Here is a 24,727-nt window from a genome sequence, read left to right as displayed (position 1 = left end):
AAAGAATACGAATAAATTTACGCAAACCTTATTGCCTGAACTTGTTAAGGATTTCCATATCCTCTTCGTAATTCGAAATGATGTTGTGGATGATCTCCTGGCGGAAGGTCTCATCGGTAAATAGCTTTCTAAGGCCGGGATGGTTTAAGGGATCCAAGCCTCTCTGGGTGTAAAAATCCTGCAAAAGCATGATAGATTCCTCAATGGCCTGGGCATCCAAGACCATGGGGAACGGAGGCTCTTCCATCCCTGGTTCTTCGGCGAGGGTAGTAAGTGCCGGCTGCTGGGGTTGCATCCTTTGGTTCCCTGTTTCTAAAGCATTGATTCTTTCCTCGAAGGATGTCAGCAAATCTTCAAGGGTTTCGATTTGTTGCTGCTGCCTTTTAACCACTGATGCCAGGTCGTTTGCGTTCAGCCCAATAGCCATATTTACCAAAGAAATGCCAGGAGCGGAGGGCAATGCTGACCAGGCCACCCCGACCACCTGATCAACCTGATCGCCATTCAGGGCGTCGGGCGAAATGGCCAGACCCGTACCATCATTCAAACCAGAGGGAATGATGTAATCCCCGATTTGGGCGCCACCTCTGACCTTAACGGGCACCTGACCCAGAAAGGCAATCCTGGAAAAAGCTTCCGTTTTTCCCTCAGGGGGCATATTTCCAAGGAAAGCGGGGTTGGTAGAGACCACCCTGAAATGGTTGAGGCCTTCGGTATTCCTTGTCACCTTTCCGCCTTTTACTCCGACAATGTCACCCGGCATGATCCGTTCAAACGGGTCGAGGCGTTCCAGCCATTCGGCATAGTCGGCGGAACCCGATTCGTAGGTGACCCCCAGGTTGGTAAAGGCAAATACCTCATACCCTGCCAGGTTTGCAATCGCAAGCACCTCTTCAGCGATTGATATAGCCACCACCGAAGGCTCGGGCGGGCAGGCCACAACGCCTACACCGGCGCATGCATTGGGCAGGGCCGAAAGCCCGATATTGACGCCAGCGGCTACCACCTCGGCTGTATAAATAGAGGTCTCAAAAATGTATTCTGGCTCAGAAGCCACTTCACCGGCGGTCTGGCCTTCAATACGTCCTATTGCATTATACCCGTTGTCGAAAAAAGTAATGAAGTTGTTGCCTCCATCGGGGGTCCCGGCATCCACCTTCACGGCAATGCCCTGGCTGCTGCCTTCCACCCTAAGGGGATAAGCGCCGAAATCACTGTCACCGCCGGAGAGGGGGTTCGTGAGGCTAACGGTCAGCTGACCACCAAAATCCCCCGTCCCTCCAACATAAATATTCTTGTCGATGATCACCGAATCGCCATGCACCTTCAGGTTCCCGCCGATGTCGAGCCCCCCTGCAATGGCAATGCTGTCAGCTATCAGCAAGCCCCTGACATCCAGGATGCTTATGGACCTGGGGAATGCCCTGGGCACATCTTCCTCGGTGACCACCATTTTATTTGTCGTGGTAATTCCATCGATGTTTACATCGCCATCTGAGAAAATACGCATCCGTTCAAGGTTATCGGTTACCACCACCATATCCGCCAAATCGGAAGTTCCAAGGACATCCTTGCTGGGGTCGGTGCCCCGGTTGCCAAACAGCGACCAGGTCTGTGAAGGGATACCGGGGAGGTTTGTCTTTGGATCAATAGCTGCTTCATTGATCAGAAGTCCTGCCGTTTTGGCGTGGAGGGCATAGGGAACTGCCAGGAATTGAGAGGTTCCCATATCAGTCCATTCGGCTTCCAGGGGTCTTTTGACCTGCACCCGATAATAGTGGACATCCAGACCCCAGCCCAGGGCATCAAACCGATCACCGGCATTTTTTTCGCCTGTCCCCATAACGATGGTAAACAGGCCGTAAGCGTTGGTAATGACTTGATGGGTCTCTTCCCAAACCACTTCTCCCCGGGAATCACCCCTCAGGATTGTGACCCTGACATCAAGCGCTTCATTGGATACCAGTGCACCTTGCTCATCGCGCGCTTCTGCCTGGTAGACAATCCCTTCAGGCGTTTGCGCAGCCAAATCAGAAAGGATCCCAAAAAGGAAGAAAAGAACCAAAAGTAATTGCTTTGTAAAATTTTTCATTGTACTGAGGTTTTAAGTTTTTTTCAATGGAAAGAAATGGGGTAATCAAATTTTTTGAACCTTGATTACCTTTTGGTGCTTGTCATTATTTGAAGCGATGGTAACCAGATAAATCCCGGGAGGCAGAAAAGACAAGTCAAAACTGGCTAATTCATTGAAGACAACGTTTAATTCCCGGAGGAACCATTGTTTCCCGGAGATATCGGTCACCCGGACGATGAATTCATTCTCCTGTTCAGATTGGATATAAAGGGAAAGTGCCCGGTTGAACGGGTTTGGAAAAGCATGCACTTTCCAGGCTGCGCCTGGTAAAGCGGGGAGGTTTTCAATGGGGGGTTCGGCCACCTGTGCTTCCTTGAGAATGACCTGGTGGACCAAAGCCAATCGCCATTTGGAGATGTTCAGGGTGTTTGATTCAACACTGTTTCCGGCCGGAGCCACCACGGAAGACTGAAGAAAAACTTCCTGGCCATATAACATGCAACTTGAAAAAAACACCCAAAGAAAAAGAACTTGTACTTTCATTATTTCTGGTTTTAATGTTAACAAGTATTAGTTGTGCGTCAGCGTAGAAAATTCGCCGGACTCATCTGCCTACCTAAGTTGTGGGGAAGAGAAGTCAAACACTTAAAAAGCTATCCTGCCTTAAGCCAAGATCTTAACTGACCATTAAAAACTGGGGGAGGGACCAGTAAATGTTGGTTTTTTAAAAAATTAGCTTTCAGGTATTTACTTTTTAAAAGTTATGATATAACAATAGAGGGTACAATTAGTAACTTCCCTTATATTTTACCCTCGTAAAACGCAATAACCGACTAATCAAAACTGCAAGGTCCATTCGTAAAAACCCTAGTATTTTGATTGTGGCAAATCAGGAATATCGTATAGTGAGTTTTACAGAGGGATGAATTTTAGTCATGCTACACAATAAATCAACTTAATTATATAGCATGATACATGAGCAAGCATTTTTCTGTTTTGATAAAATCAAAACACTCCGGTCCTGTTTTGGAAAAATTTTATAAAAAGTCAGAAATAGTCTCAAAAGCTAAAATACTGAAGATGGGAAAAGGAAATCCAGGCATTCACCTGAAGGAATGGGGGGCACAACAAAATGGAAACATAAAAAAACAGCCGGCACGTTTGTACCGGCTGTTTGGGGTGGAAGATGGGACTCGAACCCACGACCCTCAGAACCACAATCTGATGCTCTAACCTGCTGAGCTACATCCACCGTTTATAAGGGACTGCAAATATAAGAATATTTCTTTTTGTAAAATAAGGGGTGTAAATAATTTTGTTTACACCGGTCATCCAGCCTTATGAATACGGGCCAATAAGTTATTTCAAAGCCAAGTGGACGGGGCTGTGAGAAGTTGTCAGGGCTTCAGTTTTATGGTTTTCAGCCTGAGCTCAAAATATTTTCCCGGATGCACATTGGGATTCAATGATCTGCGGGGGATTTCCGGGCTGAGCCCGGGCAGGTAAACGGCACACATGGTATTGGAGACGTGGTAAAGATGCTGATGCATTTCCTTTGGCAGTCCGTCGATGATGCCTGCCAGCACGCTCCAGCGGGTCTGTTCGGGGTTGCGGGCGTAATCGTGCCAGACCACAATGCCCGTGTCCTGGTTTAATGCTTTCAGTATTTGGCCTGAGTCGGATCTCACGGCTTCGTAATGGTGGTCGCCATCCACAAAGATCATATCAAAAGCCTTCTTCAGCGAGCTGAAATCGAAGCCCAGGGAGTTGGCCTGCAGGTGAGTGACATTGGCCAGATTCTTCGAAAACAGGCGATGCAAGCCAATATATTCCTCTGTCATTCCCATGGCGCGCATTTCATTATCGGGCAGGTTGATGGTCACGGCTTCACTGACCAGGGGGGCCACGTTGGCCACGCTTTCGCCGCGCCATGTGCCGATCTCGAGGTAGCTTCCCACCTTGTATTTACGAGCCAGGGCACGCAGCAAAGCCAGGTCGGTGGGCAAACAGCTGCCATCCAGAAAGGCATAGGGCGTCACGGTCTCATCAAAGCCGGGGAACAAATCCTCAAGAGCGATCACGGGAAGCCCGTTTTCAAAGCCGTACTGCTTAACGACCCTTTTTCGCCAGTACACCTCCTCATCGAGGACGTGGTTCAGCAGCCAGGGGTTTTTGATGATCTGCCAGAGTCCGGTCAGCGCCTTTTGAATCTTATACATTATGTTGTCCTTGGTGTGCTCCAAAGGTATAGGTTTTGCGGCGGTTTCTTTGCCCTCCGGAAGATCACCCTCCTGCTGGAGGCGCTGAATCTTAAATTCTTTTTCCAGTTTTTTGAAGTCCGATTTGCAGTATACCTTGCTCATGAGTTTGGAATTAACAATGAGTTAATACGAAGTAAACCATAAAAGCTTAAAAAGGTTGGTTTTTTTTGCGAAATTTGCTGTTGCAAGAGATATTGGCCCCCTTTTTGTGCCAGCAAAAGAAGCGAAAACGGATGGTAAAAGCGCTGCTCCGCCAGGAAGGCATACAAAACTTCCTGAAGTTGTTTTCCAGTTCCCTGGTGGCCCAGGGACTTTCGCTTGCGCTCTCCCCCCTGTTTGCCCGTCTGTTCAGCCCCGATGATTTTGGTTTGATGGCCCTTTACCTGGGCATTTTCAGTGTGGCCTCGGTGCTTGGCACAGCCAAATATGAGCAGGCCATCATGCTGCCACGCAGCGATCAGGCGGCCAGGTCGCTGTTCTGGCTGGTGCTGATGATCACCCTGGTCGTTTCTCTGCTGGTGCTTTTACTGACGGGTGTGGCTGGTGGATTTTTCACGCGCCTGTCGGGCAATGCAGGCCTGAAGCCCTGGCTGTGGTTTCTGCCGCTGAGCCTGTTGATGCACGGATTGTTCCAGGGCGCCACCTATTATGCCAACCGCAACAAGCAGTTTGGTATTATTGCCGGCAGCACCCTGACTCATTATTCTGTGCTGAACGGGGTGAGGGTATTGACGGGCTTGCTCAGGGCGCCCTTCAACGGGCTGCTCGCTGCACAGATCATGGCCCAGGCAGGCAGCACGGCCTATATGCTGGCTCGCGTGGGCAAAAAGTTATTCAAACTGGATGCCGCCCTTTCAATGGAGCGTATCCGTGAGCAAGCCATGGTTTATTCGGGCTATCCTCGCTTCAACCTCTTGCTCAACTTTACGAACAACCTCTCGGGGGCCCTGCCCATCTTTATGTTTACCAAGGGATTTTCGGCTGAAATTGCAGGGCTGTATGCCTTTGGCTATACCTTTATTTTCAGGCCGCTGAGCATGTTTTCGCAGAGCACGCTGCAGGTGCTTTCGCAGAAGATTATTGCCGACCACAACGAGGGGAAATACGTGTACCCTTCGCTGAAAAAACTGGTGATGCGTTTTTTCTGGCTGGGCATCGGGCCTTTTGCCCTGCTGGCCATCTTTGCCCCTGCCCTGTTCAGGCTGGTGTTCACTGAAGAATATATGATGGCAGGAACTTTCCTGCAGATCTTCAGCCCCTGGCTGTTTATGGTGTTCCTTACCAGCCCCCTGTCATTCATCCCGGAATTGTTCTTCCGGCAAAAAAAAGCCATGGTCATCGACCTTATTTACCTGGTTTTACGTTTTTTTGCCCTGGCAGCCGGCATCTGGAGACAGGACCTCTGGCTGTCGCTGGGACTGTTCTCGGCCGTAAGCTTTGGGGTGGTTACCTACAACCTGCTTTGGTACCTCAGCCTGGCCAGAAGGCAAGCCATTGTCCCTGAACTGAATAGTAAACAAAAGGAATAAGCGATGAAGGGAAAGCAAGCTGGCAAAATACTGGTCATCCCTTCGTGGTATCCACCCAAGGGAGGGTACTTCTTTCGCGAGCACGCCCTTGCACTGGCCAATGAAGGATTGGAGGTTGACGTAATGGCCGGATTGCATACCAGCCTGCGGACCCTCAGGCTGAAAGAACTTCAGAATGTCCGTAAAATTGAGATCCACACCCTTGACGGGATCACTGAATACCTGAAGAAGTATTGGATCATTCCCTTTTCCAATAGGCCTAATTTTCACGGCTGGATCAGTTTGATGCTGCGCTTTTTCAGGAAATACCAGGAAAGACAGGGGCCGCCCGATCTGATCCTTGCCCACAGCAGCATCTGGGCAGGACTGGTGGCAGCCTTTATCAAGGAGAAATACGGCATCCCCTATGTGATCACTGAGCACCGGAGCCGGTTTGTTTACAACACCCCGGAAGCCAGGCAGCAATTTGAGCCCTGGTTCTTTCCCTATCTAAAAATAGCTTTTGAGGGTGCCGCTGCCGTGGTAACGGTAAGCAAATCACTCCAACCCTTTATCCGGGAGGTTGCCCCTGAAGTCGAGGGTAGGCTGCATTGCATTCCCAATATGGTCGATACGGATTTCTTTCATCCTGCAAAAGGGAAAAAGCCCCTGAAGCCTTTCCGGTTTTTTTCGCTTGCCAACCTTATTCCCTTGAAGGGGATGGACACCCTGGTCGAGGCCTTTGCCAGCGCAAGCCAGGAATTTGAAGGAGATTGCCAGCTGGTCATTGGTGGCGACGGTCCGGAGCGCCCGAGGCTGGAGCGACTGTTAGAAGAAAAGAGACTCAGGGGGAAGGTCGTTTACGCCGGGAAGCTGAACCGCAGCCAGGTGCTTGACCAAATGCAGCAAGCCCATGCTTTTTTACTTGCCAGCCATTTTGAGGCCTTTGGGGTGGTTTTTATTGAGGCGATGGCCACAGGACTACCCCTGATCGCCACCCGTTCAGGAGGCCCGGAAAGCATCGTAAACGAAAACATCGGATTGCTGGTGGAATCAGGAAAATCCGATCAACTGGCTGGAGCTTTGCTTGAAATGATGAATCAGTATGAACGATATCAGCCTGCTCATATCAGGCAGGAAGCCATCACTCGCTATAGCAAAAGCGCGGTGGCACAGCAATACATTAAACTTTTTGACAATATCAAAAAATAAAGAAACGATATGAACCAACTTTTCCTGGTTTACAACTACAACTATTACTGGCACCAGGCGGAAGACCTTTATTTTAAGGGTTTTTTCTTCGACCGCGATGGCCGGCATTACCACGAAGGAGGCGCACTGGAGGTATTGGCCCCCCTGAAGGACCGCAAAGCCATAAGACAGGAGGTGGAAAGCATTGATGGGCCTTTTACGATCATCAAACAAACCAGCGAAGGAATCCTGATCTGCACGGGTGCTATGAGCATTTTCCCGGTTTTTTACACCTGGGAAAACGGGAAGTGGCTGGTGTCGGACAGTTCTGATCAACTGCTTAACATGAAGCAGGACAAGCACTGTAATACCGATGCCTTTGATGAATTTATGGGCGCAGGTTTTGTCATGGGGCGCGAAACCTTACTGAAGGGGATCTATAAATCGCAAGCAGCTGAAATCCTGTTGCTTAAACCCGATGGAACAACAGCGTCCGATATTTACAACTATTTCCTGCCCAAAGCCTTTTGGGGAGAGAGCCTGACCGAGTTGAAGGTCAAGCTGGTGTATAAACTCAAAAACGTGACCAAGCGCCTGATCACTTCCCTGAAGGATCGAACGGTGGTGGTGCCCCTGAGCGGGGGTTACGACTCCAGGCTGATTGTCTCGCTTCTGAAGAACGCAGGCTACGAGAAAGTCATCTGCTTCACTTATGGCAGGCCAAACCAGGAGTCGGAATTAAGCCAGCAAGTAGCTGAAAAACTTGGATACCAGTGGATCTTTGTTGATTACCGCAAAACAGATATAAAGGGTTATTTGCATGATCCGGTTTTCCAGGACTATAACCGCTATGCCGGAAACAATTACACCATGCCCTACCTCCAGGAATATTTTGCTGTAAAATACCTGAAAGATAACAAACTGATCCCGGACGACAGTGTATTTCTTCCGGGTCATGGGGGTGATTTTCTTGCGGGAGGCCATGTCAAGAAGGCTGCCAGGACAAAACGAGACCTTAAAAACCTGGCCCCACATATTGCAAAAAAATATTTCCTGTTTATCCCCTTAGGGAACGCTGCCAAAGACCAGATCACCAGGAGGCTGGAACAATGGTTTGAAGGCTATCATCCGCCGGATGGTGCTACCGACCCTTTTTACAGTGTTTACGCCGAGGACTGGTATGTAAAAGAGCGTGGCTCAAAGTTCATCTTTCAATCGGCACAGGTATTCCCTTATTTTGGTTATGCTTTTCGCCTGCCCTTATGGCATAAGGATCTGAGAAACCTGTTCAGGCAGGTCCCCTTTGATTTGAGGCTCAACCAACAGTTGTACTACCAACTTCTGGAGGATGAGTTTTTCAAGCCCCTGGGCATCTTTTTCGAAGAAAATGAAATGAAAGAGGTCGGCAAGAACAGCTTGGAGAAACGCATCAGGAAAATCCTGAAACCCCTGGTTCCCGGCATGGTGCTGGCACGTAAGCTAAAGGCAGCCGACTGGATGTGCTACGACAAGTTTACTTCAGAGATGGAGCAGCAGCTAAAAAAAGAGGGGCATCCGCCCCTCAAAACGATTTTCAGCTATAATGCCCGCATTTGCAGGTGGTATTTACAGCAGGTGCGCAAAAAAACGGATTGCAGGAATTAGCCTGGCCTTATTCGGAAGCCCGTCCCTGGAAATTTGCTGTAAACTCATCCAGGTTGGGATTGGTTTTGTAAACGTCTTCATTGAAGAAAACCAGGATGGGTTCCATTCGGACTGCATTCCGAAAGCCAGGCAGGGCATAGATCAGGCTCAGGTTCTCATCGAAGAACGCCACCGATGGATAGCTCATACGGCCCTGCAGGATGGCAATGGCAAAATTATGGGCGCCGCGGCGCTGGCTGGCCCTTTCATTTTCATACTTCACACCCTTGAAAACAATGGGCTCGGTTTGCTCGGCATTGAGCTTCACGGCGTAGAAATGGGTATTGATATAATCAACAATGACGGGATGGGTAAATGTCTCAGCATCCATACGCTTACACCAACCGCACCAATCGGTATAAATGTCAACAAAGATCTTTTTGGGGTCTTTTTTATGCAGTTCCTGGGCTTCTTCAATCGTGAGCCAGTTTATCTTTGCCTCCTGGGCTTTTACAGGGAATTGCACCAGCAGGCTAAAAGCCACGGCAAAAAGGATGGTTGAAAAAAGTCGGATATTCATAATGAAAAAAGTTTTTTTGAGTCGGTGAATTACTTCACTAAAATTATGCCAATTTTTGTAAAACCGCAGAAAAATTGCTTTTTGTCTTTTCCGGCTTGCGGTATTTCTATTATTATCTAAACAGAAAAAAATTCATTTTGTTTTATAAATTTGACAGCAAAATTGCTCCAGGTGTTCCGAAAAAAGAGAGATGACATACAAGGTTCCCTAAGCAGGATGGCCTGGCGGCGGTTTCTCAGGAACCCAGTATCGCTGGGAAGCCTTGTATTCATAAGCCTTTCAGCTATCCTTGCTGTCCTGGGTTATCTCATCACCCCCGACGCTACCCCCTTTGCAAACCATCAGCAGTTAGAACTTGCCACCCATAAACCAGGACACAAAGCCACCCTTTTGCTGGTTAGAAAAAATGAAGTGCCGAAAAAAAGCCATTTTTTCCATAAAATGATTAGGGGTAAGGTATCTGAAGTGAACACCATTCCCATTCAACGATACTGGTTTGAAGGCCCCTGGCTTTATTACGAAACCTATGCAGGGCAGCCCGACTATCCTGGGCTGGAGGACAGGATATGGCTGCCGGATGTGCTTTTCCCCATTCAACACGACCAACATCAGGGCGAGCCTGTCAATGATTCCCTTTCATTCATTTCCTTTTCGGGGGAGCATCTGACCCTTCCCATCCTGGAAATGCAGCAGCAAGTGGAAGCGGAACACATTAAAAACCGCAGGTTCATTTTGGGAACAGACCGCTTTGGTCGGGACCTGCTGAGCCAGCTCATCATTGGCACGCGCGTTTCCCTCTCCGTGGGATTTATTGCGGTTTTTATTTCCCTGGTCATTGGCATTACCCTGGGTAGCCTGGCAGGTTATTTCAGGGGGAAACTGGATGACCTGGTGATGTGGCTGATAAATGTGATCTGGTCCATCCCTACCCTGCTGCTTGTCATTGCCATCACCTTCGCCATCGGGAAAGGATTCTGGCAGGTCTTTCTGGCTGTGGGGCTCACCATGTGGGTGGACGTGGCAAGAGTAGCCAGGGGACAAGTACTCAGCCTGCGTGAGAAAGAGTTTGTGGAAGCATGCAGGGCGCTGGGTTTGGGGAGTACCCGCATTATCGTACATCATATTCTCCCAAACATCATGGGACCCGTGATCGTCATTTCAGCCGCTAACTTTGCTTCAGCCATCCTGATCGAAGCTGGGTTGAGTTTCCTGGGCATAGGGGTACAACCACCTATGCCTTCCTGGGGCACCATGATCCGGGAACATTACGGATATATCATACTCGACAAGGGCTATCTGGCCTTTATGCCGGGTCTGCTGATCATGCTGATGGTCCTTGCTTTTATGCTTACCGGAAACGGCCTGCGGGAAGCCCTTGACAAAACACCCCGGTTCTAGTTAGACTTTTTGTTAAGCGTAGCACGAAGATAGAAGGAAAGCCTCCCCTGGCCTTCAGGCAGGAAGCCAATACCAAGCGGGCTTCCTGATCGCCGGGAGATATCCATCAGCCCCAGGCCTGCACCCCCGGTTCCGTTGGTATCCTTTTGCCTGCGGCGGGTAAGGTAGATAGACCTCAATTCGGAGGTCCCCATACGATTGATTTCTGCAATGCGTCGCTTCAGGTAGTCCATTTGCGAAGGGTCAATCAGATTAACTGTAAGCAGATGGAAGCCTTCAGGATTCTGAAATAACAAAAAACGACCCGCGCCTTTCCCTGTAGAACCCTTTGTCTGGCTGTAATGCAGGACATTCTGAGCCATTTCCACAAAAATACTAAAAGCTCTTTTCCCGGTCACGGGATCGCTAAGGTTCTCTACTTCATTGCGCACCGCACTGGCCAGGTTGACGATATTTTCCTGGGTGAAAGCGCCATTAAATGCAAGCAGCAACTGCCCTGCAGCTCCCTGGGAAAATACTTCACGGAACGTTTCCAGATGCCTCATTAGAAAACCAAATTTACACAAACTACCTGTTCGTCCTGTAAAAGTATGGATTAAGTTTATAAAAACAAACAAATAAAGAAATCTATTCTTTGTTCCCCAGCATAGGCACAAAGCGGAAGAGGCCGAAATCCTCCTGCTCGTATTGGTTCTCATCCAGTTTGGTAATGCGAAACATGGTTTGCGTCCCGCCTGACCCCACAGGCACTACCATGACTCCCCCGGTTTTCAATTGTTGAAGCAGATCGGGCGGGATCTGGGGGGCTGCCGCCGTAATAAGGATCTTATCAAATGGGGCATAGGCAGGTAAACCCTTATAACCATCGCCATAAAAGAGCCTGGCATTATAGCCCATCTTTGCCAACAAGGCCTTGGTTTTCAGGTATAGGCTATGGTGACGTTCAATGCTAAACACCTTGGCTCCCAGCTCCAACAGCACGCAAGCCTGGTAACCACTGCCTGTGCCGATCTCCAGAACCTTATCCCCTTTCTTGACATCAAGCAATTCAGTTTGGTATGCAACAGTATAGGGTTGGCTAATGGTTTGCCCCGCCCCTATGGGAAAGGGCTTATCCTGGTAGGCAAACTCAACAAATGAGGAATCGAGGAAAAAGTGCCGGGGGATCTTCTCAATGGCCGCTATCACCCGTTCATCCTTAATGCCTTTTCCCCGAACTTCTTCGGCCAGTTTTCTCCGCAATCCCTTATGCCGGTAGGTATCTATCATGGGTAACCCAAATCCAGATTAACATTGTCAATTACTTGCTAAAATAAGCAATTCCCCGATAATAATGAGCATGAAATATGGACTTCCAGCGTTATTAAGTATACGGCCCAAAAAAAGAAAAACCATTGATTTCCTGGGTTCGGAGATGGAAAAGGAAAAAACCATTATGACAAAGCTTTTAATATTTTACTTTTGCATTACTAAAACAATACATTCTTCAAATGACGACACAGGTAAATAAAATTGGGGTATTAGGTGCAGGACATCTGGGCAAGATTCACATTAAGTGCATTCAGGAATCGGAACGTTTTGATTTGCTGGGATTTTATGACCCCAACCCGGAGATATGCTCCGAGGTGGAAGAAAAATTTGGCATAAAACGTTTCCCTTCAGCCGATGCCCTGATCGATGCCTGTCAGATGGTGGATATTGTGACCCCTACCGTGAACCATTTTGAAAGTGCATCCCGGGCACTCCGGCGGTCGCGCCATGTGTTTATTGAGAAACCCCTTACCACAACCCTCACTGAAGCCCGGGAACTTATTGAACTGGCCAGGGAAGCCAATGTGAAGGTGCAGGTGGGCCATGTGGAACGTTTCAACCCCGCCTTCATTGCAGCCTATCCTTATCTGGAAAATCCAATGTTTATTGAGACGCATCGCCTGGCCCCCTTTAACCCGCGTGGGACAGATGTGCCTGTGATTCTCGATCTGATGATCCATGATATTGACATCGTGCTTCACGTGATCAAATCTCCTATCAAGAAGGTCTCCGCCAGCGGGGTCGCCGTGGTTTCCGATACCCCGGATATTGCCAATGCGAGGGTAGAATTTAACAATGGTTGCGTCGCCAACCTCACAGCCAGCCGTATTTCAATGAAAAATATGCGCAAATCGCGCTTCTTCCAGAAAGAGGGATATATCTCAGTAGATTTTCTAACCAAGGAAACCGAGATCATCAGGATGCAATCCTTTGAGAAAACCGATGACCCCTTTGCCATGGTTATTGACCTGGGCCCCGGGAAGGGTAAAAAACAAATCTTTGTTGAAAAGCCAAAAATCCTTCCCATTAATGCCATAAAAACCGAACTGGAAACCTTTCATGCTTCCATAGTAGAAAACACCTTGCCCGTGGTGACTATCGAGGACGGCTACCGGTCACTTGAACTGGCCTACCTCATTATGGAGAAAATTGAAATCAACACCCAGGTGCTGGGTTAAATACTGACTTAGAGGGTATTTGGCTCTTTCTTGAAGGAAATTTCCTGCCTTAACATTTTCTTTATTTGTGTATAAACAATATGTCCAACGCACAAGCGTTATCATTTTATTATTGCCTCCCCGTTCTTTCATTCATTTACAATCACCAATCATAATGAGCCCATGAACTAGAATTTTTTTTGCGACACCAAAACAACAGCATGGATAAACGACTACAAAAAATCTATCTTTTCCGGTACCTCATTTTTGATTTCCTTGCTGCCTCCCTGGCCTGGTTTTTTTTCATCAGTTTCAGGAAAGCCAATCATAGCTTTGGCCTGGGCAGCCTGAAGGAACAACTGTTTATTGATGAGAACCTGATCTTTGGGCTGGTAGCAATTCCCTTATTCTGGTTATTGTTATATTATGTCAGTGGTGCGTACAAATCCATTTTCCGCACCTCCCGGCTGGGGCAATTTGGCCAGACCCTGTTCACCTCAGTGATTGGAGTCCTGGTGATCTTTTTTGTGGTACTGCTCGACCAGGAAGTTAGCACCAGCAGTGAATACTACAGGTCCTTCCTCTTCCTCCTTATTTTTCATTTCTTTTTCACGGCCACTTTACGGCTGGTGCTCACCACCCTGCTCATCAACAAAATACACAACAGAATCCTTGGATTCAAAACCATCATCATTGGTAGCCAGAAAAAAGCCCTGGAGGTATTCAAAGAACTGGAATCGCAAAAAAAATCTTCCGGAAATAAGTTCATCGGTTATGTCAACGTAAATGTTTACGACCATTACCTGATCGAAGAGCATTTACCACGCCTGGGCTGGTTTAAGGACCTCAGGGAGATCATCGAGCAGCATCAGATAGAAGAAGCCATCCTGGCCATTGAACCCCGTGAGCATAAAAATATCAGCCAAATCCTGACCGAATTATATCAGTCTGATGTGGTGGTAAAGGTCATTCCTGAACTGCATGATATCCTCCTTGGAGCCGTAAAGATGACCTCCATCTTTGGCACACCACTCATCCAGATTCAGCCCGGCTTGATGCCTGTGTGGCAGCAATCCTTCAAACGGTTCATGGATATTGTTGTTGCCCTTATAGGACTGGTCGTTCTTTCTCCGGTTTTCCTCATCACTGCCCTGATTGTTAAATTAACCTCGCGCGGCCCGGTATTTTATGCCCACGAACGCATTGGATTGCATGGAAAACCTTTTATGATGCATAAGTTCCGCTCCATGTTTGTAGATGCTGAAAAGGACGGCCCTCAGCTTTCATGCAAAGATGACCCCAGGATCACCCCCTTCGGACGCTTTATGCGGAAAGTCCGGCTGGATGAGATCCCCCAGTTCTTCAATGTGCTCATTGGGAATATGTCACTGGTAGGCCCCCGGCCTGAAAGACAGTTCTATATCGATCAAATTGTGAAAAAAGCGCCCCATTACCGGCTGCTGCAGAAGGTAAAACCCGGCATTACAAGCTGGGGACAGGTGAAGTATGGGTATGCTGAAAATGTGGACCAGATGATCGAGCGCCTGCGGTATGATCTCCTGTACCTCGAAAACATGTCGCTCGCAGTTGATTTTAAGATCCTGATATATACTGTCTTGATTATTCTCCAGGGCAGGGGAAAATAAATCGCTTTAAAGCACCCCTGCCTCTATCATCTCGACAATTTCTTCAATCATGCGGTCTTCCCCTTCCGGATCGTATTTTGTCCTCAGATTAAAGCCAAACAACCGGCCAAGGCCCTGCCAGAAGACAGCGGATACCATCCCCCGGAATTCTCTGACCACATCATAAGAAGTATTACTTGTTTCTCGATCCACGAGTTTGATCAGGATTAAGCCCTGGCTGAATGTAAGCTTTTTCAAATCATCTTCAAATTCAGCCCTGAGTTCCATCTCGGCCTGACGCATGGCCCTTTTTCGCTGAATTTCATTGGGGAGGGTCATCAAAAGCTCATTGTATTCCTCATATTTGATTCCTGCCAGTTTGGCATAGGGATAGACGCGTTTGATATTGTAAACCAGCCTACGGTAACGGTTCTCTTCGGCGCGGTTTTTAAAGATCCGGGGAGCAAAGAATGCAACGGGGGCCAGATCAATCACCGGAATGGTGTCCCCGTCCACAATGCGAGCCTTCACCACCTGGCCCTGAAAACCCTCACGCATAAGAATGTCCTGACCCCTGACTGCACTCAAGCTGGTCAGCAGCAGAATCTGCATTAGGAGGTATGTTAAAAATCGCTTCATTCCTGTACCAAAAGTCACGGCAATAAATATGCCAAAAAAAAAGCGCCTGTTCAGGGAACAAACGCTAAAAGTTAAGGAAAATTTTATTTAATTCAAAACTTAAACTACTGGTTTTTAAGCCACTTTAAGGCGGTTCATCTTCGATTTCTCCAGACGCGCCATGGCGTATTCCAGGGTGATTATGAATTCTTTCTGGGGTTTTTGCGAGGAAGGAATCTCAAACATGGCTTCCATCATAATCACCTCACAAATGGACCGCAGCCCCCTGGCGCCCAGCTTAAATTCCACAGCCTTGTCCACAATAAAGTCAAGCACTTCATCATCCACCTTAAGGTGAATGTTGTCCATTTCAAACAACCTGACGTACTGCTTAATGAGCGAATTTTTTGGTTCAGTAAGAATGGCCCTGAGCACACCGCTATCCAATGGATTGAGGTAGGTAAGCACTGGCAAGCGTCCCACCAGTTCAGGAATCAGCCCAAAACTCTTCAGGTCCTGGGGTGCAATGTACTGTAACAAATTTTCGCGGTCAATGAGTTCGGTTTTGTTCACCCCATATCCAATGGCATTGGCCTGAATACGCGAGGCAATTTTTTTCTCGATCCCATCAAAGGCGCCCCCGCAAATGAACAGGATATTCTGGGTGTTGACCTGGATCATTTTCTGTTCGGGATGCTTTCGCCCACCCTGCGGAGGGACATTCACCACGGAACCTTCCAGGATCTTCAAAAGGGCCTGTTGCACCCCTTCGCCCGAAACATCCCTGGTGATGGAAGGGTTGTCGCTTTTGCGGGCAATTTTGTCCACCTCGTCAATGAAAACGATGCCTCTTTCGGCCGCCGCAACATCATAATCAGCTACCTGCAGCAGGCGGGCCAAAATGCTTTCCACATCTTCTCCTACATACCCGGCCTCGGTCAGCACCGTCGCATCGGCAATACAAAAAGGAACCTGCAGCTGCCTTGCAATGGTACGTGCCAATAGGGTCTTGCCTGTTCCTGTTTCACCTACCAGGATGATGTTCGATTTTTCAATCTCAACATCATCATCTTCTTTCCTGGGTTCAGGTTGGTTGATGCGCTTATAATGATTGTAGACCGCCACCGACAACACCTTCTTGGCATCATCTTGCCCGATCACATACTGGTCGAGGTATTTTTTGATCTCAGCAGGCTTCAGAAGCTTGAATGAAGGGATGTTGGCCTTGCCTTTCAGGCTTTTCTCTTCAGCCACAATCAGGCCTGCCTGTTCCACACAACGTTCACAGATATGTGCCCCGATGCCGGAAATCAGAATTTCAGCTTCCGAGGCATCACGTCCACAAAATGAACATTTTCGGGTTTCCTTTGCCATAATACTATTTGGCGGTAGTCCGCCGGTATCTCTTATTTTTTGTTGGTAAGCAGCACTTCGTCAATCATTCCGTATTCCTTGGCTTCCTCGGCGGTCATCCAGTAATCACGGTCAGAATCAGCATAAACTTTTTCGTATTCCTGCTTCGAATGCAGCGAAATGATCTCGTACAATTCTTTTTTCAGTTTGATAATCTCCCTTGCGGTGATCTCAATATCAGAGGCTTGTCCTTCAGCGCCCCCCATGGGCTGGTGGATCAGCACCCTGCTGTGCTTCAGTGCAGTGCGTTTCCCGGGTGTTCCGGCACACAACAGCACAGCCCCCATCGAAGCGGCAATACCCGTGCAAATGGTAGCCACATCCGGAGCAATATACTGCATGGTATCGTAGATGCCAAGGCCGGCATAGACCGATCCACCCGGGGTATTGAGGTAAATCTGAATATCTTTTTTGGGATCAACCGACTCAAGAAACAACAACTGGGCCTGGATAATATTAGCCACGTAATCATTGATGGGAACCCCAAGAAAAATGATCCTGTCCATCATCAAACGGCTGAAAACATCCATGGTGGCAACATTCAGCTGCCTCTCCTCAATAATGGTGGGGCTGATGTAATTGCCATACACCGAGGCATAACTATGCAGGGTCTGGCTGCTTATACCCAAATGCCGGGTAGCATATCTTGAAAATTCATCCTTTTTGCTCATAAGGGAAAGTGTTTATGATTCTGAATTTCATTTTGCCGAAGCTTTATCGGCCTGGTATTTTTCAGTCACTAATTTAACAAAATCATCAAAGCTGATCTCTACTTCATTCAACTTTAATTTTTCTTTATACAAGGCAAGCAATTTCTTATCGAAAAGGTCATCGTAAACCTTCTTGATCTCTTCCTGGTTCTGCATGATGTTTTTCACAAAACCATCGATCAGTTCCTGCTCAACATTTTCCTGTCCATACTGCCTCATCTGGGCTCTCATAAAAGAGCCAAGGTAGTCGGTCACCTCCTCCCGGGTCACTTCAACATGATTGGAAGTGATCAGGTGGCTCTCAATAAGTTGCCAGCGGAAAGTATCAGCGAGGGCAGGGAATTCCTCATCAACCTGCTCGGCTGTAAACTCTCCCTTATTCGCATCTTTCAGCCACTTCTTCAGGAAGGTCTCGGGAAGATCCAGCTTGGTCTCCTCAAGGAGTTTCTTCATGACCTCGTTGCGGAAATGCTTGTCGGAATCCACCTGGTATTGTCCGCTCAGTTGATCTGACAGTTTTTGCCGGAAAGCTTCCTCTGTTTCAACATCTTCGCCAGGCATGGCCTTTTTGAATAGCTCTTCGTTCAGTTCGGCGGGTTCAATCCGGGAAATGGTCTCAACGGTAAATCGAAACATCGGATTATAATTGGAGAGCTCATCTTTTTTCACCCCTATGATCCCGGCAGCTTCGGTTTCGTTTTCAACGGCTTTCACCAGGTCAAATTCAACGGTATCACCGATCTTCATTCCGATCAGCTCTTTTTTCACTTCTTCATCCTTGACAAAATCAATCATCAGATTGGCTTTGTGCGTATGACCGTTTTCCTTCAACTGCCCGGGTGAATCCAATTCGGCGAATTCCCCAAAAAGCACATCTCCAGCTTCGGCTACTTCCGGGCTTACATGTTTGCCAAACTGCTTCCTGATATCCAGAATATATGAATCTAACGTATCATCGGATACTTTAACGCGGTGATAATCCACCTCAATATTTTCAGTAAGTTCCAGGTCCACTTTAGGAGCCAGGCCTATTTCATAGGCGAAAGTAAATTCGGTCTGGTTATCCCAGTCAATCTTTTCGGCGGCTTCATGATCTGGCAAGGGATTACCCAGAACATTCAGATCATTGTCCTTGATGTATTTGTACACCTCATCCACCAGCATTTTGTTGACCTCATCGGCCAAAACGTTTTTGCCGTACATTTTCCTGATCATCCCCATCGGTACTTTACCGGGACGAAATCCTGGGACCTGGGCTTTCCGCTGAAGGTTTTTCAATTCCTTGTCGACCTTTTCGCGATAATCGTCTTCCTTGAGTTCTACTTTAAGTACAGCTTCCAGCTGTCCTGTACTTTCCTGAACAATATTCATTAAGCGTTCAAAAATTAAGTGAATAATTTGATTAAAAAACCAAACCCCGTCAGACAAAAGCAAAAACGTCAAAAACGGGGTTCTGCTTAATAATCCGGTTTCTGTGCGGATGAAGGGACTCGAACCCCCACGCCTTTCGGCACCAGATCCTAAGTCTGGCGCGGCTACCAATTACGCCACATCCGCCTTTTTTACGGAGTGCAAATATACGACATTTTTTTCATATGATCAGGGCAAAATAACCCCTATCTTTGAAGCCTATAATGGCTGCAAAATGATAACTATCAGCGACCTGACCCTGGCCTTCGGCAAAAACGTCCTGGTGAGTTCACTCAGCCTGAAGATTGCAAAGGGTGAAAAGGTCACCTTCAAGGGACCTTCCGGCTCAGGAAAAACAAGCATCCTGGGTGCCCTGCTTGGATTTACCCACCTGACCCATGGCAGCATCATCATAGACGGCCTGAAGTTGAGCAGTGAAAACATCCGTGCCATTCGCAAAAAAGTGGCCTGGGTTCCGCAGGAACTCGCCTTTGACTTGAAGACTGCCCGCGATCTGGTTCTGTTCCCTTTTGGTTTCAAAGCCAATAAGGAAAAACTTCCCTCAAAGGAAGCCATTGAAAAGGTGCTGGCAGCCATGAATCTGAAGCCAGCGATTCTCGATCAATCACTGAAAAAAATCTCGGGAGGCGAAAAACAACGCCTTTCGCTGGCTGCCGGCCTGCTACAGGAAAAACCCATCCTGATTCTCGATGAGCCTACTTCTGCCCTCGATAAGGAAACCCGCAAAAAAGTCACCGACTTTATCCTTGCCTTGCCCGACACAACAGTGGTAGCAGCCTCGCACGACGATTACTGGATAGAAGTTTCTGAAAAAGTCATTGACCTTGAAAAATAATCCCTGCCATGAATATTTACGAAATTTCCTGGCCCAGCCTGGGACTCGGATATATCCTGCTGATCATTCCTTTTTCACTCCTTTACCTGTTCCGGACTGGCCTGGTGAAGGAAACCCTCGTTGCTGTTGTCAGAATGACCATTCAGTTGTTCCTGGTAGGGCTTTACCTGGAGTTTCTCTTCAGGCTCAACAACCCCTGGGTCAACATTGCCTGGGTGCTGCTTATGATCGTCGTGGCCAGTACCGCTACAACCAGGCGAAGCGAATTGCAAGGCCGCTTATTTTTCCTGCCCGTTGCCCTGGCCATCCTTTTCAGCATGATTATCATTGACGCCTTTTTCCTTGGTCTGGTCATCAGGCCTGAAAATTTCTTTGAAGCCCGCTATTTTATCCCAATCACCGGAATGATCATCGGCAATTGCATGGAACGGAACATCATCGCCCTGAACAGCTTTCGCGCACAGATCTTCAGGGAAATGTCGACTTATCGCTATTTTATCGCCAACGGGGCCACCCGCCATGAAGCACTCCTGCCTTTTATCCGAAATGCCCTCAGGAACGCTTTCAATCCCCTTATAGCCAATATGGCAGTCATTGGCCTGATCGCCCTGCCCGGAACTATGACAGGACAGATACTGGGAGGCAGCAGCCCAAACCAGGCTATCCGCTACCAAATCCTCTTGTTATTGGGAATTTTTATCGCTACAATGATGACCGTGGTGCTCACCATTTTGCTTAGCAGAAGAATGTTGTTTGATGAAATGGACAATCTGAAGGAAGAAAACCTGGTCAGAAAAAGTTGAAAAAAAGCCCTGCCCTATTTCTTTGGTTCCAACGGCAATGAAAAGGTAAACTGCGAGCCTTTGTCTTTTTCGCTCTCCACATGGATGCTCCCGCCCTGCTTCTCAATAAATTCCTTGCAAAGCAGTAAACCCAGGCCACTCCCCTTTTCATCGCGGGTGCCATAAGTCGTGTGGATGGTATTGACACTCCACAACTGGTTCATTTGCTCCGGGGTCATCCCAACACCCTCGTCCCTGACCGTAAGATGGGCCATTTTATTCTTCACCTCGGCAGTGACCTCAATTTTTCCACCGGCATCTGAATATTTAAGCGCATTGGAAAACAGGTTACGAATTACCGTATTGGTCATATTCTGGTCGGCGAAAACCACCAGTTCAGGGTCTACCGAGTCGACCAGGTATATACCCTTTTCGCGGGCGTTACCAGAAAACAGATTCAGATTATCCCTGATCAGGTCATTTACCAAAAGGTATTCGGGCGAATACTTCAATTTCCCTGTCTGGGTGCGCGACCACTGTAACAGGTTCTCAAGCAGGTTATTGATCTTCAAAACCGATTTGTCCAGTTCTCTGGCAAGCTCCTTCAATTCTTCCTGGCCCAGGTTCTGGATGTCCCGTTTCAGGATGCGGGAAAAACTAACAATGCTTGCAAATGGATTCCGTAAATCATGGGAGATGATGGAAAAAAACTTATCCTTTGTGGCATTGGTTTCTATCAGGTGTTTCTCTGATTCCACAAGCCTTTGATTGGTCTGATTCAGCCTCTGGTTCAGTTCATCCACCTTCTGTTTTTGCTCTACCAGGCTCTTGTTCAGCACCACCAGCTTCTGGTTATTCTGTGTGATCTCTTCCTTTTGTTTTTCTAACAAGCGGTTAGCACGTGTGGTATACAAATACCTGTTATACAACAGGAAAAGGGTAACGAGGATTAATACCACCCCAGCAAGCAGGAAATTCTTCAGGATCCTTTGTTTTTGCAGGTTCAGGGTATTGATTTGGTTGGTTTTGCGAAGCAACTCAATCTCGCTTTCCTTTCTTTCGCGATCATAGAGCATCTGCATCTCCCCGATTCGTCTCTGGCTTTCACTGGTAAACAAGCTATCCCGCAGTTTCAGGTAACTTTCCTGGTAATCAAAGGCTTTCCGGTAATCCCCTCTAAGTGCCATGAGGTCAGAAAGGCTGTGGAAATTATCCGACATGATGCGCGAGTGGCCTATCAATTCGGCAATATCAAGGCTCAATTCAAGATAGGAAATGGCAATTCTGGTCTGACCCATTTTTTGGTACACCAAGCCCAGGTAATGATAGGTCTGGGCCATCCCGACCTGGTCATCCACGGCCAGAAACAGGTCCTCTGCCCGCTCCAGGTTGGCCAGGGCAAAATCCAACCGCCCCATTAAATAATACAAATATCCAATATTGCTGGTGGTGTTTGCAATTTCGCGCTTATCCATAAGCTTCTCCCTGATGGCCAGGGCTTCTGAGAAATAATTCAATGCCGATTCAAGGTCCCCGGTTTCCTGTTTTACCACGCCAAGATTATTCAGAGAAAAGGCAATGCCCTTCTCATCATTCATTTCACGTTTGATCGCCAGCGACCTGAGATGGAAATCCTCTGCCAGGTCATAATCCTTCTGGCCCTGGTAAACCAACCCAATGTTGTTTAGTACCGGAGCAAGCACAGTCTTATCGTCCATATCTTCCAGGATACGAAGTGCCTGAAAATAATTCTCAAGGGCTTTTTCCGAATGCCCCTGTTCCCAGAAAACAAGGCCAATATTGGAAAAAGTCCTGGCAATCCCAACGGGGTTCCCTTCATTTTGAAAGATTATATTCGATTCCTGAAGAAAATCCATGGCCATATTAAAGCTTCCCAACTGCCAGTATACGACTCCAACATGTCGCAGAGCTTCTGCAACCTGAACCTGATTGCCTGCTTCTTCGGCAATTTCAATGGCATTTTTCCCATATTCAAGGGCTTGCTGGGGCTCAATGGACTTCAGCTCCCAAGAAAGCTGCAAAAGGGCATTAACCCTGTCCGCTTCTTCCCTGTCGGGATCGCTGGCGATTCGCTTTAGGCTATCCAGTTTCCCGGAGGCAAGCGGCGATGGGTTGTCAATAGCCATCACCCCCCCTGCCCAAATGAGTGTGAAGAAAATGAATAAACGAATCACCCTCATTCTGTCCATCTTTTTACAAAAAACACCATGACTTTTCCTTTCAACAAAAATAAAGGTTTATTGGATAAAAACGGTTCTCTTTGCCCACTAAAGGCAATATTTCTACAAAACAACATTCATCTCAAAACATATATCTTTCGTTTTTCTTTCTCCACAATGAGCGTATTAACCTAATAATCAATTAAATCGCTTACAATTTTTATTTAATCTAAACATTAATTACACAACAAATTATCTTCAATTCGTTTATATTTTTGGAAATATGTATATTTAGGTACAAATTTTCTTATATCCGGTATAAACCCAAAACGTTTCCAAAATGAGAAAATTGTTTCAGTTCCTGATGCCTCCCGAGAACTGGCGCCTGACGGTTCTTATCCTGGGAGGGATCTTTACCGGGGTTTTATTACTGGTGGTTCATATCTCCAAGGCCACGTCCTACCTGTCAGACGAGCCGGAAACCTGCATCAACTGCCACGTGATGTACCCACAATATGCGTCCTGGACCAAAAGCAGCCACGGCAACGCGGCCCTCTGCGTCGACTGTCACGTCCCGCACGACAACTTTATCAGGAAATATTACTTTAAGGGCAGCGATGGATTACGCCACAGCACCTGGTTTACCTTTCGCTGGGAACCCCAGGTGATCCAGATAAAACATGCGGGGATCAATGTGGTGCAGGAAAACTGTATCCGTTGTCACCTCGAAATGGTGGATATGACCCAGCTGGTGGAAGTGACTGGCAAAACCGCTGAAGAAGGCGATGGCAAACTGTGCTGGGATTGTCACCGGGAAATACCCCACGGAACGGTTAAAAGCCTTTCGGCTGCTCCCCACGCCCTCGTTGAACGTCTTCCTACCGTAGTCCCTTCGTGGCTTGAATGGCTATTGGGCAGCAGCGACAGGTCCTCCAACACCATTGATCTGGACAATAAGCAGGGACAATAATCTTATTCATATTCCTCCAATTAAAACAAGCACCAACCAAAAACCAAAATACCATGAGCATCAGAGATTTGACAAAGAGGAAACCATGGCTCAACTGGGTTCTGTTTCTCGCCACTGTAGTGATTGTTTTTATCATCGGGTTATTGGCCGCCAGCATTGTGGAAAGGCGCAGTGAAGCCCAGCTTTACTTCCAGATGGTCAACCCCATCGATGAATGGGAAACCGATAATGCGGTCTGGGGCGAAAATTTTCCACGGCAATACCAATCCTATGTAATGACCGCCGACACGACTTTTTCCAGCAAGAACGGGGGCTCGGCAATGATTGATTACCTTGAGCGTTATCCTGAACTCGTAGTCATGTGGGCCGGTTATGCCTTTTCAAGGGAATATAACCAGGGACGCGGGCATTATTATGCCGTTACCGATATCCGAAATATTCTGCGTACTGGTATACCCCAGCCTGCCACCTGCTGGACATGCAAAAGCCCGGATGTACCCAGGATGATGAATGAAATCGGCGTAGCAGAATTTTATGCCTCGACTTGGGAGGAAATGGGACCACATATTCAAAATCACATTGGGTGCCTCGACTGCCATGACCCGGCTACCATGAATCTGCGCATCTCCAGGCCTGCCCTCATTGAAGCCTTCGAGCGCCAGGGCGTTGACATCAACCAGGCTACCCGCCAGGAAATGCGTTCGCTGGTATGTGCCCAATGCCATGTTGAATATTACTTCAAGAAAGAAGGAAATTACCTGACTTTCCCCTGGGACGAAGGTTTTGCTGCTGAAGAAATGGAGAGCTATCTGGATAATGTTGGGCATGTTGACTGGACCCACGCCCTGAGCAAAACCCCAATGCTGAAAGCCCAGCACCCCGACTATGAATTGTTTATGACCGGCATCCACGCCCAGCGCGGCGTTGCCTGTGCCGACTGTCACATGCCCTATAAGCGCGAGGGCGGCATCAAATTCACCGACCACCACATTCAGAGCCCCCTGAACAACATCTCAGGGTCTTGCGTTGTTTGTCACCGTGAAAGCGAAGCCGAACTTCT

At 47.8% G+C, this 24,727-nt stretch carries 21 protein-coding genes and 2 tRNA genes; 10 read left to right on the top strand and 13 right to left on the bottom strand.

Annotation, left to right across the window (positions count from 1 at the left end; translation table 11 throughout):
* Positions 1-28: 28 nt before the first annotated feature.
* From V2I46_04030 to V2I46_04015, 4 genes are all read right to left on the bottom strand, one after another.
* The gene (locus tag V2I46_04030; protein ID MEE4176657.1) at positions 29-2,092 is read right to left on the bottom strand and encodes a hypothetical protein; all 2,064 of its coding nucleotides are present in this window, start codon (positions 2,090-2,092) and stop codon (positions 29-31) included.
* Positions 2,093-2,137: 45 nt separating this feature from the next.
* Positions 2,138-2,617, bottom strand: coding sequence for a T9SS type A sorting domain-containing protein (locus V2I46_04025; protein MEE4176656.1), 480 nt, complete (start codon positions 2,615-2,617; stop codon positions 2,138-2,140).
* Positions 2,618-3,249: 632 nt separating this feature from the next.
* Positions 3,250-3,326 (bottom strand) — tRNA-His (locus V2I46_04020).
* Between the two features lie 145 nt (positions 3,327-3,471).
* Positions 3,472-4,437 carry a class I SAM-dependent methyltransferase gene (locus tag V2I46_04015; GenBank protein MEE4176655.1) on the bottom strand — a complete coding sequence of 322 codons (966 nt, stop codon included), beginning with the start codon at positions 4,435-4,437 and terminating at the stop codon, positions 3,472-3,474.
* Positions 4,438-4,568: 131 nt separating this feature from the next.
* On the opposite strand from V2I46_04015, the gene V2I46_04010 reads away from it, so the two are divergent.
* Genes V2I46_04010 through V2I46_04000 form a run of 3 tightly spaced genes read left to right on the top strand, consistent with a single transcriptional unit; the run spans position 4,569 to position 8,678 of the window.
* Positions 4,569-5,864, top strand: a complete 1,296-nt coding sequence (locus V2I46_04010; GenBank protein MEE4176654.1) for an oligosaccharide flippase family protein — start codon at positions 4,569-4,571, stop codon at positions 5,862-5,864.
* A gap of 3 nt (positions 5,865-5,867) precedes the next feature.
* Positions 5,868-7,055 carry a glycosyltransferase gene (locus V2I46_04005; GenBank protein ID MEE4176653.1) on the top strand — a complete coding sequence of 396 codons (1,188 nt, stop codon included), beginning with the start codon at positions 5,868-5,870 and terminating at the stop codon, positions 7,053-7,055.
* A 9-nt stretch (positions 7,056-7,064) separates the two neighbouring features.
* Positions 7,065-8,678, top strand: coding sequence for an asparagine synthase C-terminal domain-containing protein (locus V2I46_04000; GenBank protein MEE4176652.1), 1,614 nt, complete (start codon positions 7,065-7,067; stop codon positions 8,676-8,678).
* Positions 8,679-8,685: 7 nt separating this feature from the next.
* Here V2I46_04000 and V2I46_03995 read toward each other — a convergent pair whose 3' ends face one another.
* The gene (locus V2I46_03995; GenBank protein MEE4176651.1) at positions 8,686-9,237 is read right to left on the bottom strand and encodes a DUF255 domain-containing protein; all 552 of its coding nucleotides are present in this window, start codon (positions 9,235-9,237) and stop codon (positions 8,686-8,688) included.
* A 171-nt stretch (positions 9,238-9,408) separates the two neighbouring features.
* Between V2I46_03995 and V2I46_03990 the strand changes: the two genes are divergently transcribed.
* A complete protein-coding gene (locus tag V2I46_03990) occupies positions 9,409-10,635 on the top strand; it encodes an ABC transporter permease (protein ID MEE4176650.1) in 1,227 nt (408 codons plus the stop codon).
* Here V2I46_03990 and V2I46_03985 read toward each other — a convergent pair.
* Entirely contained in the window at positions 10,632-11,180 is a 549-nt protein-coding gene (locus tag V2I46_03985; GenBank protein ID MEE4176649.1) for a SiaB family protein kinase, read from the bottom strand. The genes V2I46_03990 and V2I46_03985 overlap by 4 nt on opposite strands.
* A gap of 82 nt (positions 11,181-11,262) precedes the next feature.
* Positions 11,263-11,904: a protein-L-isoaspartate(D-aspartate) O-methyltransferase gene (locus tag V2I46_03980; GenBank protein MEE4176648.1), complete on the bottom strand. Its 642-nt coding sequence runs from the start codon at positions 11,902-11,904 to the stop codon at positions 11,263-11,265.
* Between the two features lie 221 nt (positions 11,905-12,125).
* Between V2I46_03980 and V2I46_03975 the strand changes: the two genes are divergently transcribed.
* Positions 12,126-13,124 carry a Gfo/Idh/MocA family oxidoreductase gene (locus V2I46_03975; protein MEE4176647.1) on the top strand — a complete coding sequence of 333 codons (999 nt, stop codon included), beginning with the start codon at positions 12,126-12,128 and terminating at the stop codon, positions 13,122-13,124.
* A gap of 200 nt (positions 13,125-13,324) precedes the next feature.
* Positions 13,325-14,749, top strand: coding sequence for a sugar transferase (locus tag V2I46_03970; GenBank protein MEE4176646.1), 1,425 nt, complete (start codon positions 13,325-13,327; stop codon positions 14,747-14,749).
* 6 nt (positions 14,750-14,755) lie between these two features.
* On the opposite strand, the gene V2I46_03965 is transcribed toward V2I46_03970, so the two are convergent.
* From V2I46_03965 to V2I46_03945, 5 genes are all read right to left on the bottom strand, one after another.
* Positions 14,756-15,340, bottom strand: coding sequence for a DUF4294 domain-containing protein (locus V2I46_03965; protein MEE4176645.1), 585 nt, complete (start codon positions 15,338-15,340; stop codon positions 14,756-14,758).
* Positions 15,341-15,481: 141 nt separating this feature from the next.
* Positions 15,482-16,720, bottom strand: coding sequence for an ATP-dependent Clp protease ATP-binding subunit ClpX (clpX, locus tag V2I46_03960; protein ID MEE4176644.1), 1,239 nt, complete (start codon positions 16,718-16,720; stop codon positions 15,482-15,484).
* A 32-nt stretch (positions 16,721-16,752) separates the two neighbouring features.
* The gene (gene clpP, locus V2I46_03955; protein ID MEE4176643.1) at positions 16,753-17,430 is read right to left on the bottom strand and encodes an ATP-dependent Clp endopeptidase proteolytic subunit ClpP; all 678 of its coding nucleotides are present in this window, start codon (positions 17,428-17,430) and stop codon (positions 16,753-16,755) included.
* 27 nt (positions 17,431-17,457) lie between these two features.
* Positions 17,458-18,840, bottom strand: coding sequence for a trigger factor (tig, locus tag V2I46_03950; protein ID MEE4176642.1), 1,383 nt, complete (start codon positions 18,838-18,840; stop codon positions 17,458-17,460).
* Between the two features lie 104 nt (positions 18,841-18,944).
* Positions 18,945-19,026, bottom strand: a tRNA-Leu gene (locus V2I46_03945).
* 88 nt (positions 19,027-19,114) lie between these two features.
* On the opposite strand from V2I46_03945, the gene V2I46_03940 reads away from it, so the two are divergent.
* Positions 19,115-19,735, top strand: a complete 621-nt coding sequence (locus V2I46_03940; protein MEE4176641.1) for an ATP-binding cassette domain-containing protein — start codon at positions 19,115-19,117, stop codon at positions 19,733-19,735.
* A gap of 8 nt (positions 19,736-19,743) precedes the next feature.
* Positions 19,744-20,538, top strand: coding sequence for an ABC transporter permease (locus V2I46_03935; GenBank protein MEE4176640.1), 795 nt, complete (start codon positions 19,744-19,746; stop codon positions 20,536-20,538).
* 14 nt (positions 20,539-20,552) lie between these two features.
* Here V2I46_03935 and V2I46_03930 read toward each other — a convergent pair whose 3' ends face one another.
* A complete protein-coding gene (locus V2I46_03930; protein ID MEE4176639.1) occupies positions 20,553-22,727 on the bottom strand; it encodes a tetratricopeptide repeat-containing sensor histidine kinase in 2,175 nt (724 codons plus the stop codon).
* Between the two features lie 310 nt (positions 22,728-23,037).
* Between V2I46_03930 and nrfH the strand changes: the two genes are divergently transcribed.
* Entirely contained in the window at positions 23,038-23,667 is a 630-nt protein-coding gene (gene nrfH, locus V2I46_03925; protein MEE4176638.1) for a cytochrome c nitrite reductase small subunit, read from the top strand.
* A gap of 68 nt (positions 23,668-23,735) precedes the next feature.
* A partial coding sequence (locus V2I46_03920) for an ammonia-forming cytochrome c nitrite reductase subunit c552 (protein ID MEE4176637.1) occupies positions 23,736-24,727 on the top strand: 992 nt, incomplete at its 3' end.

This window comes from Bacteroides sp. (genome assembly GCA_036351255.1).
GTDB lineage: Bacteria > Bacteroidota > Bacteroidia > Bacteroidales > UBA7960 > UBA7960.
This window is presented reverse-complemented; position numbering and strand designations above follow the sequence as displayed.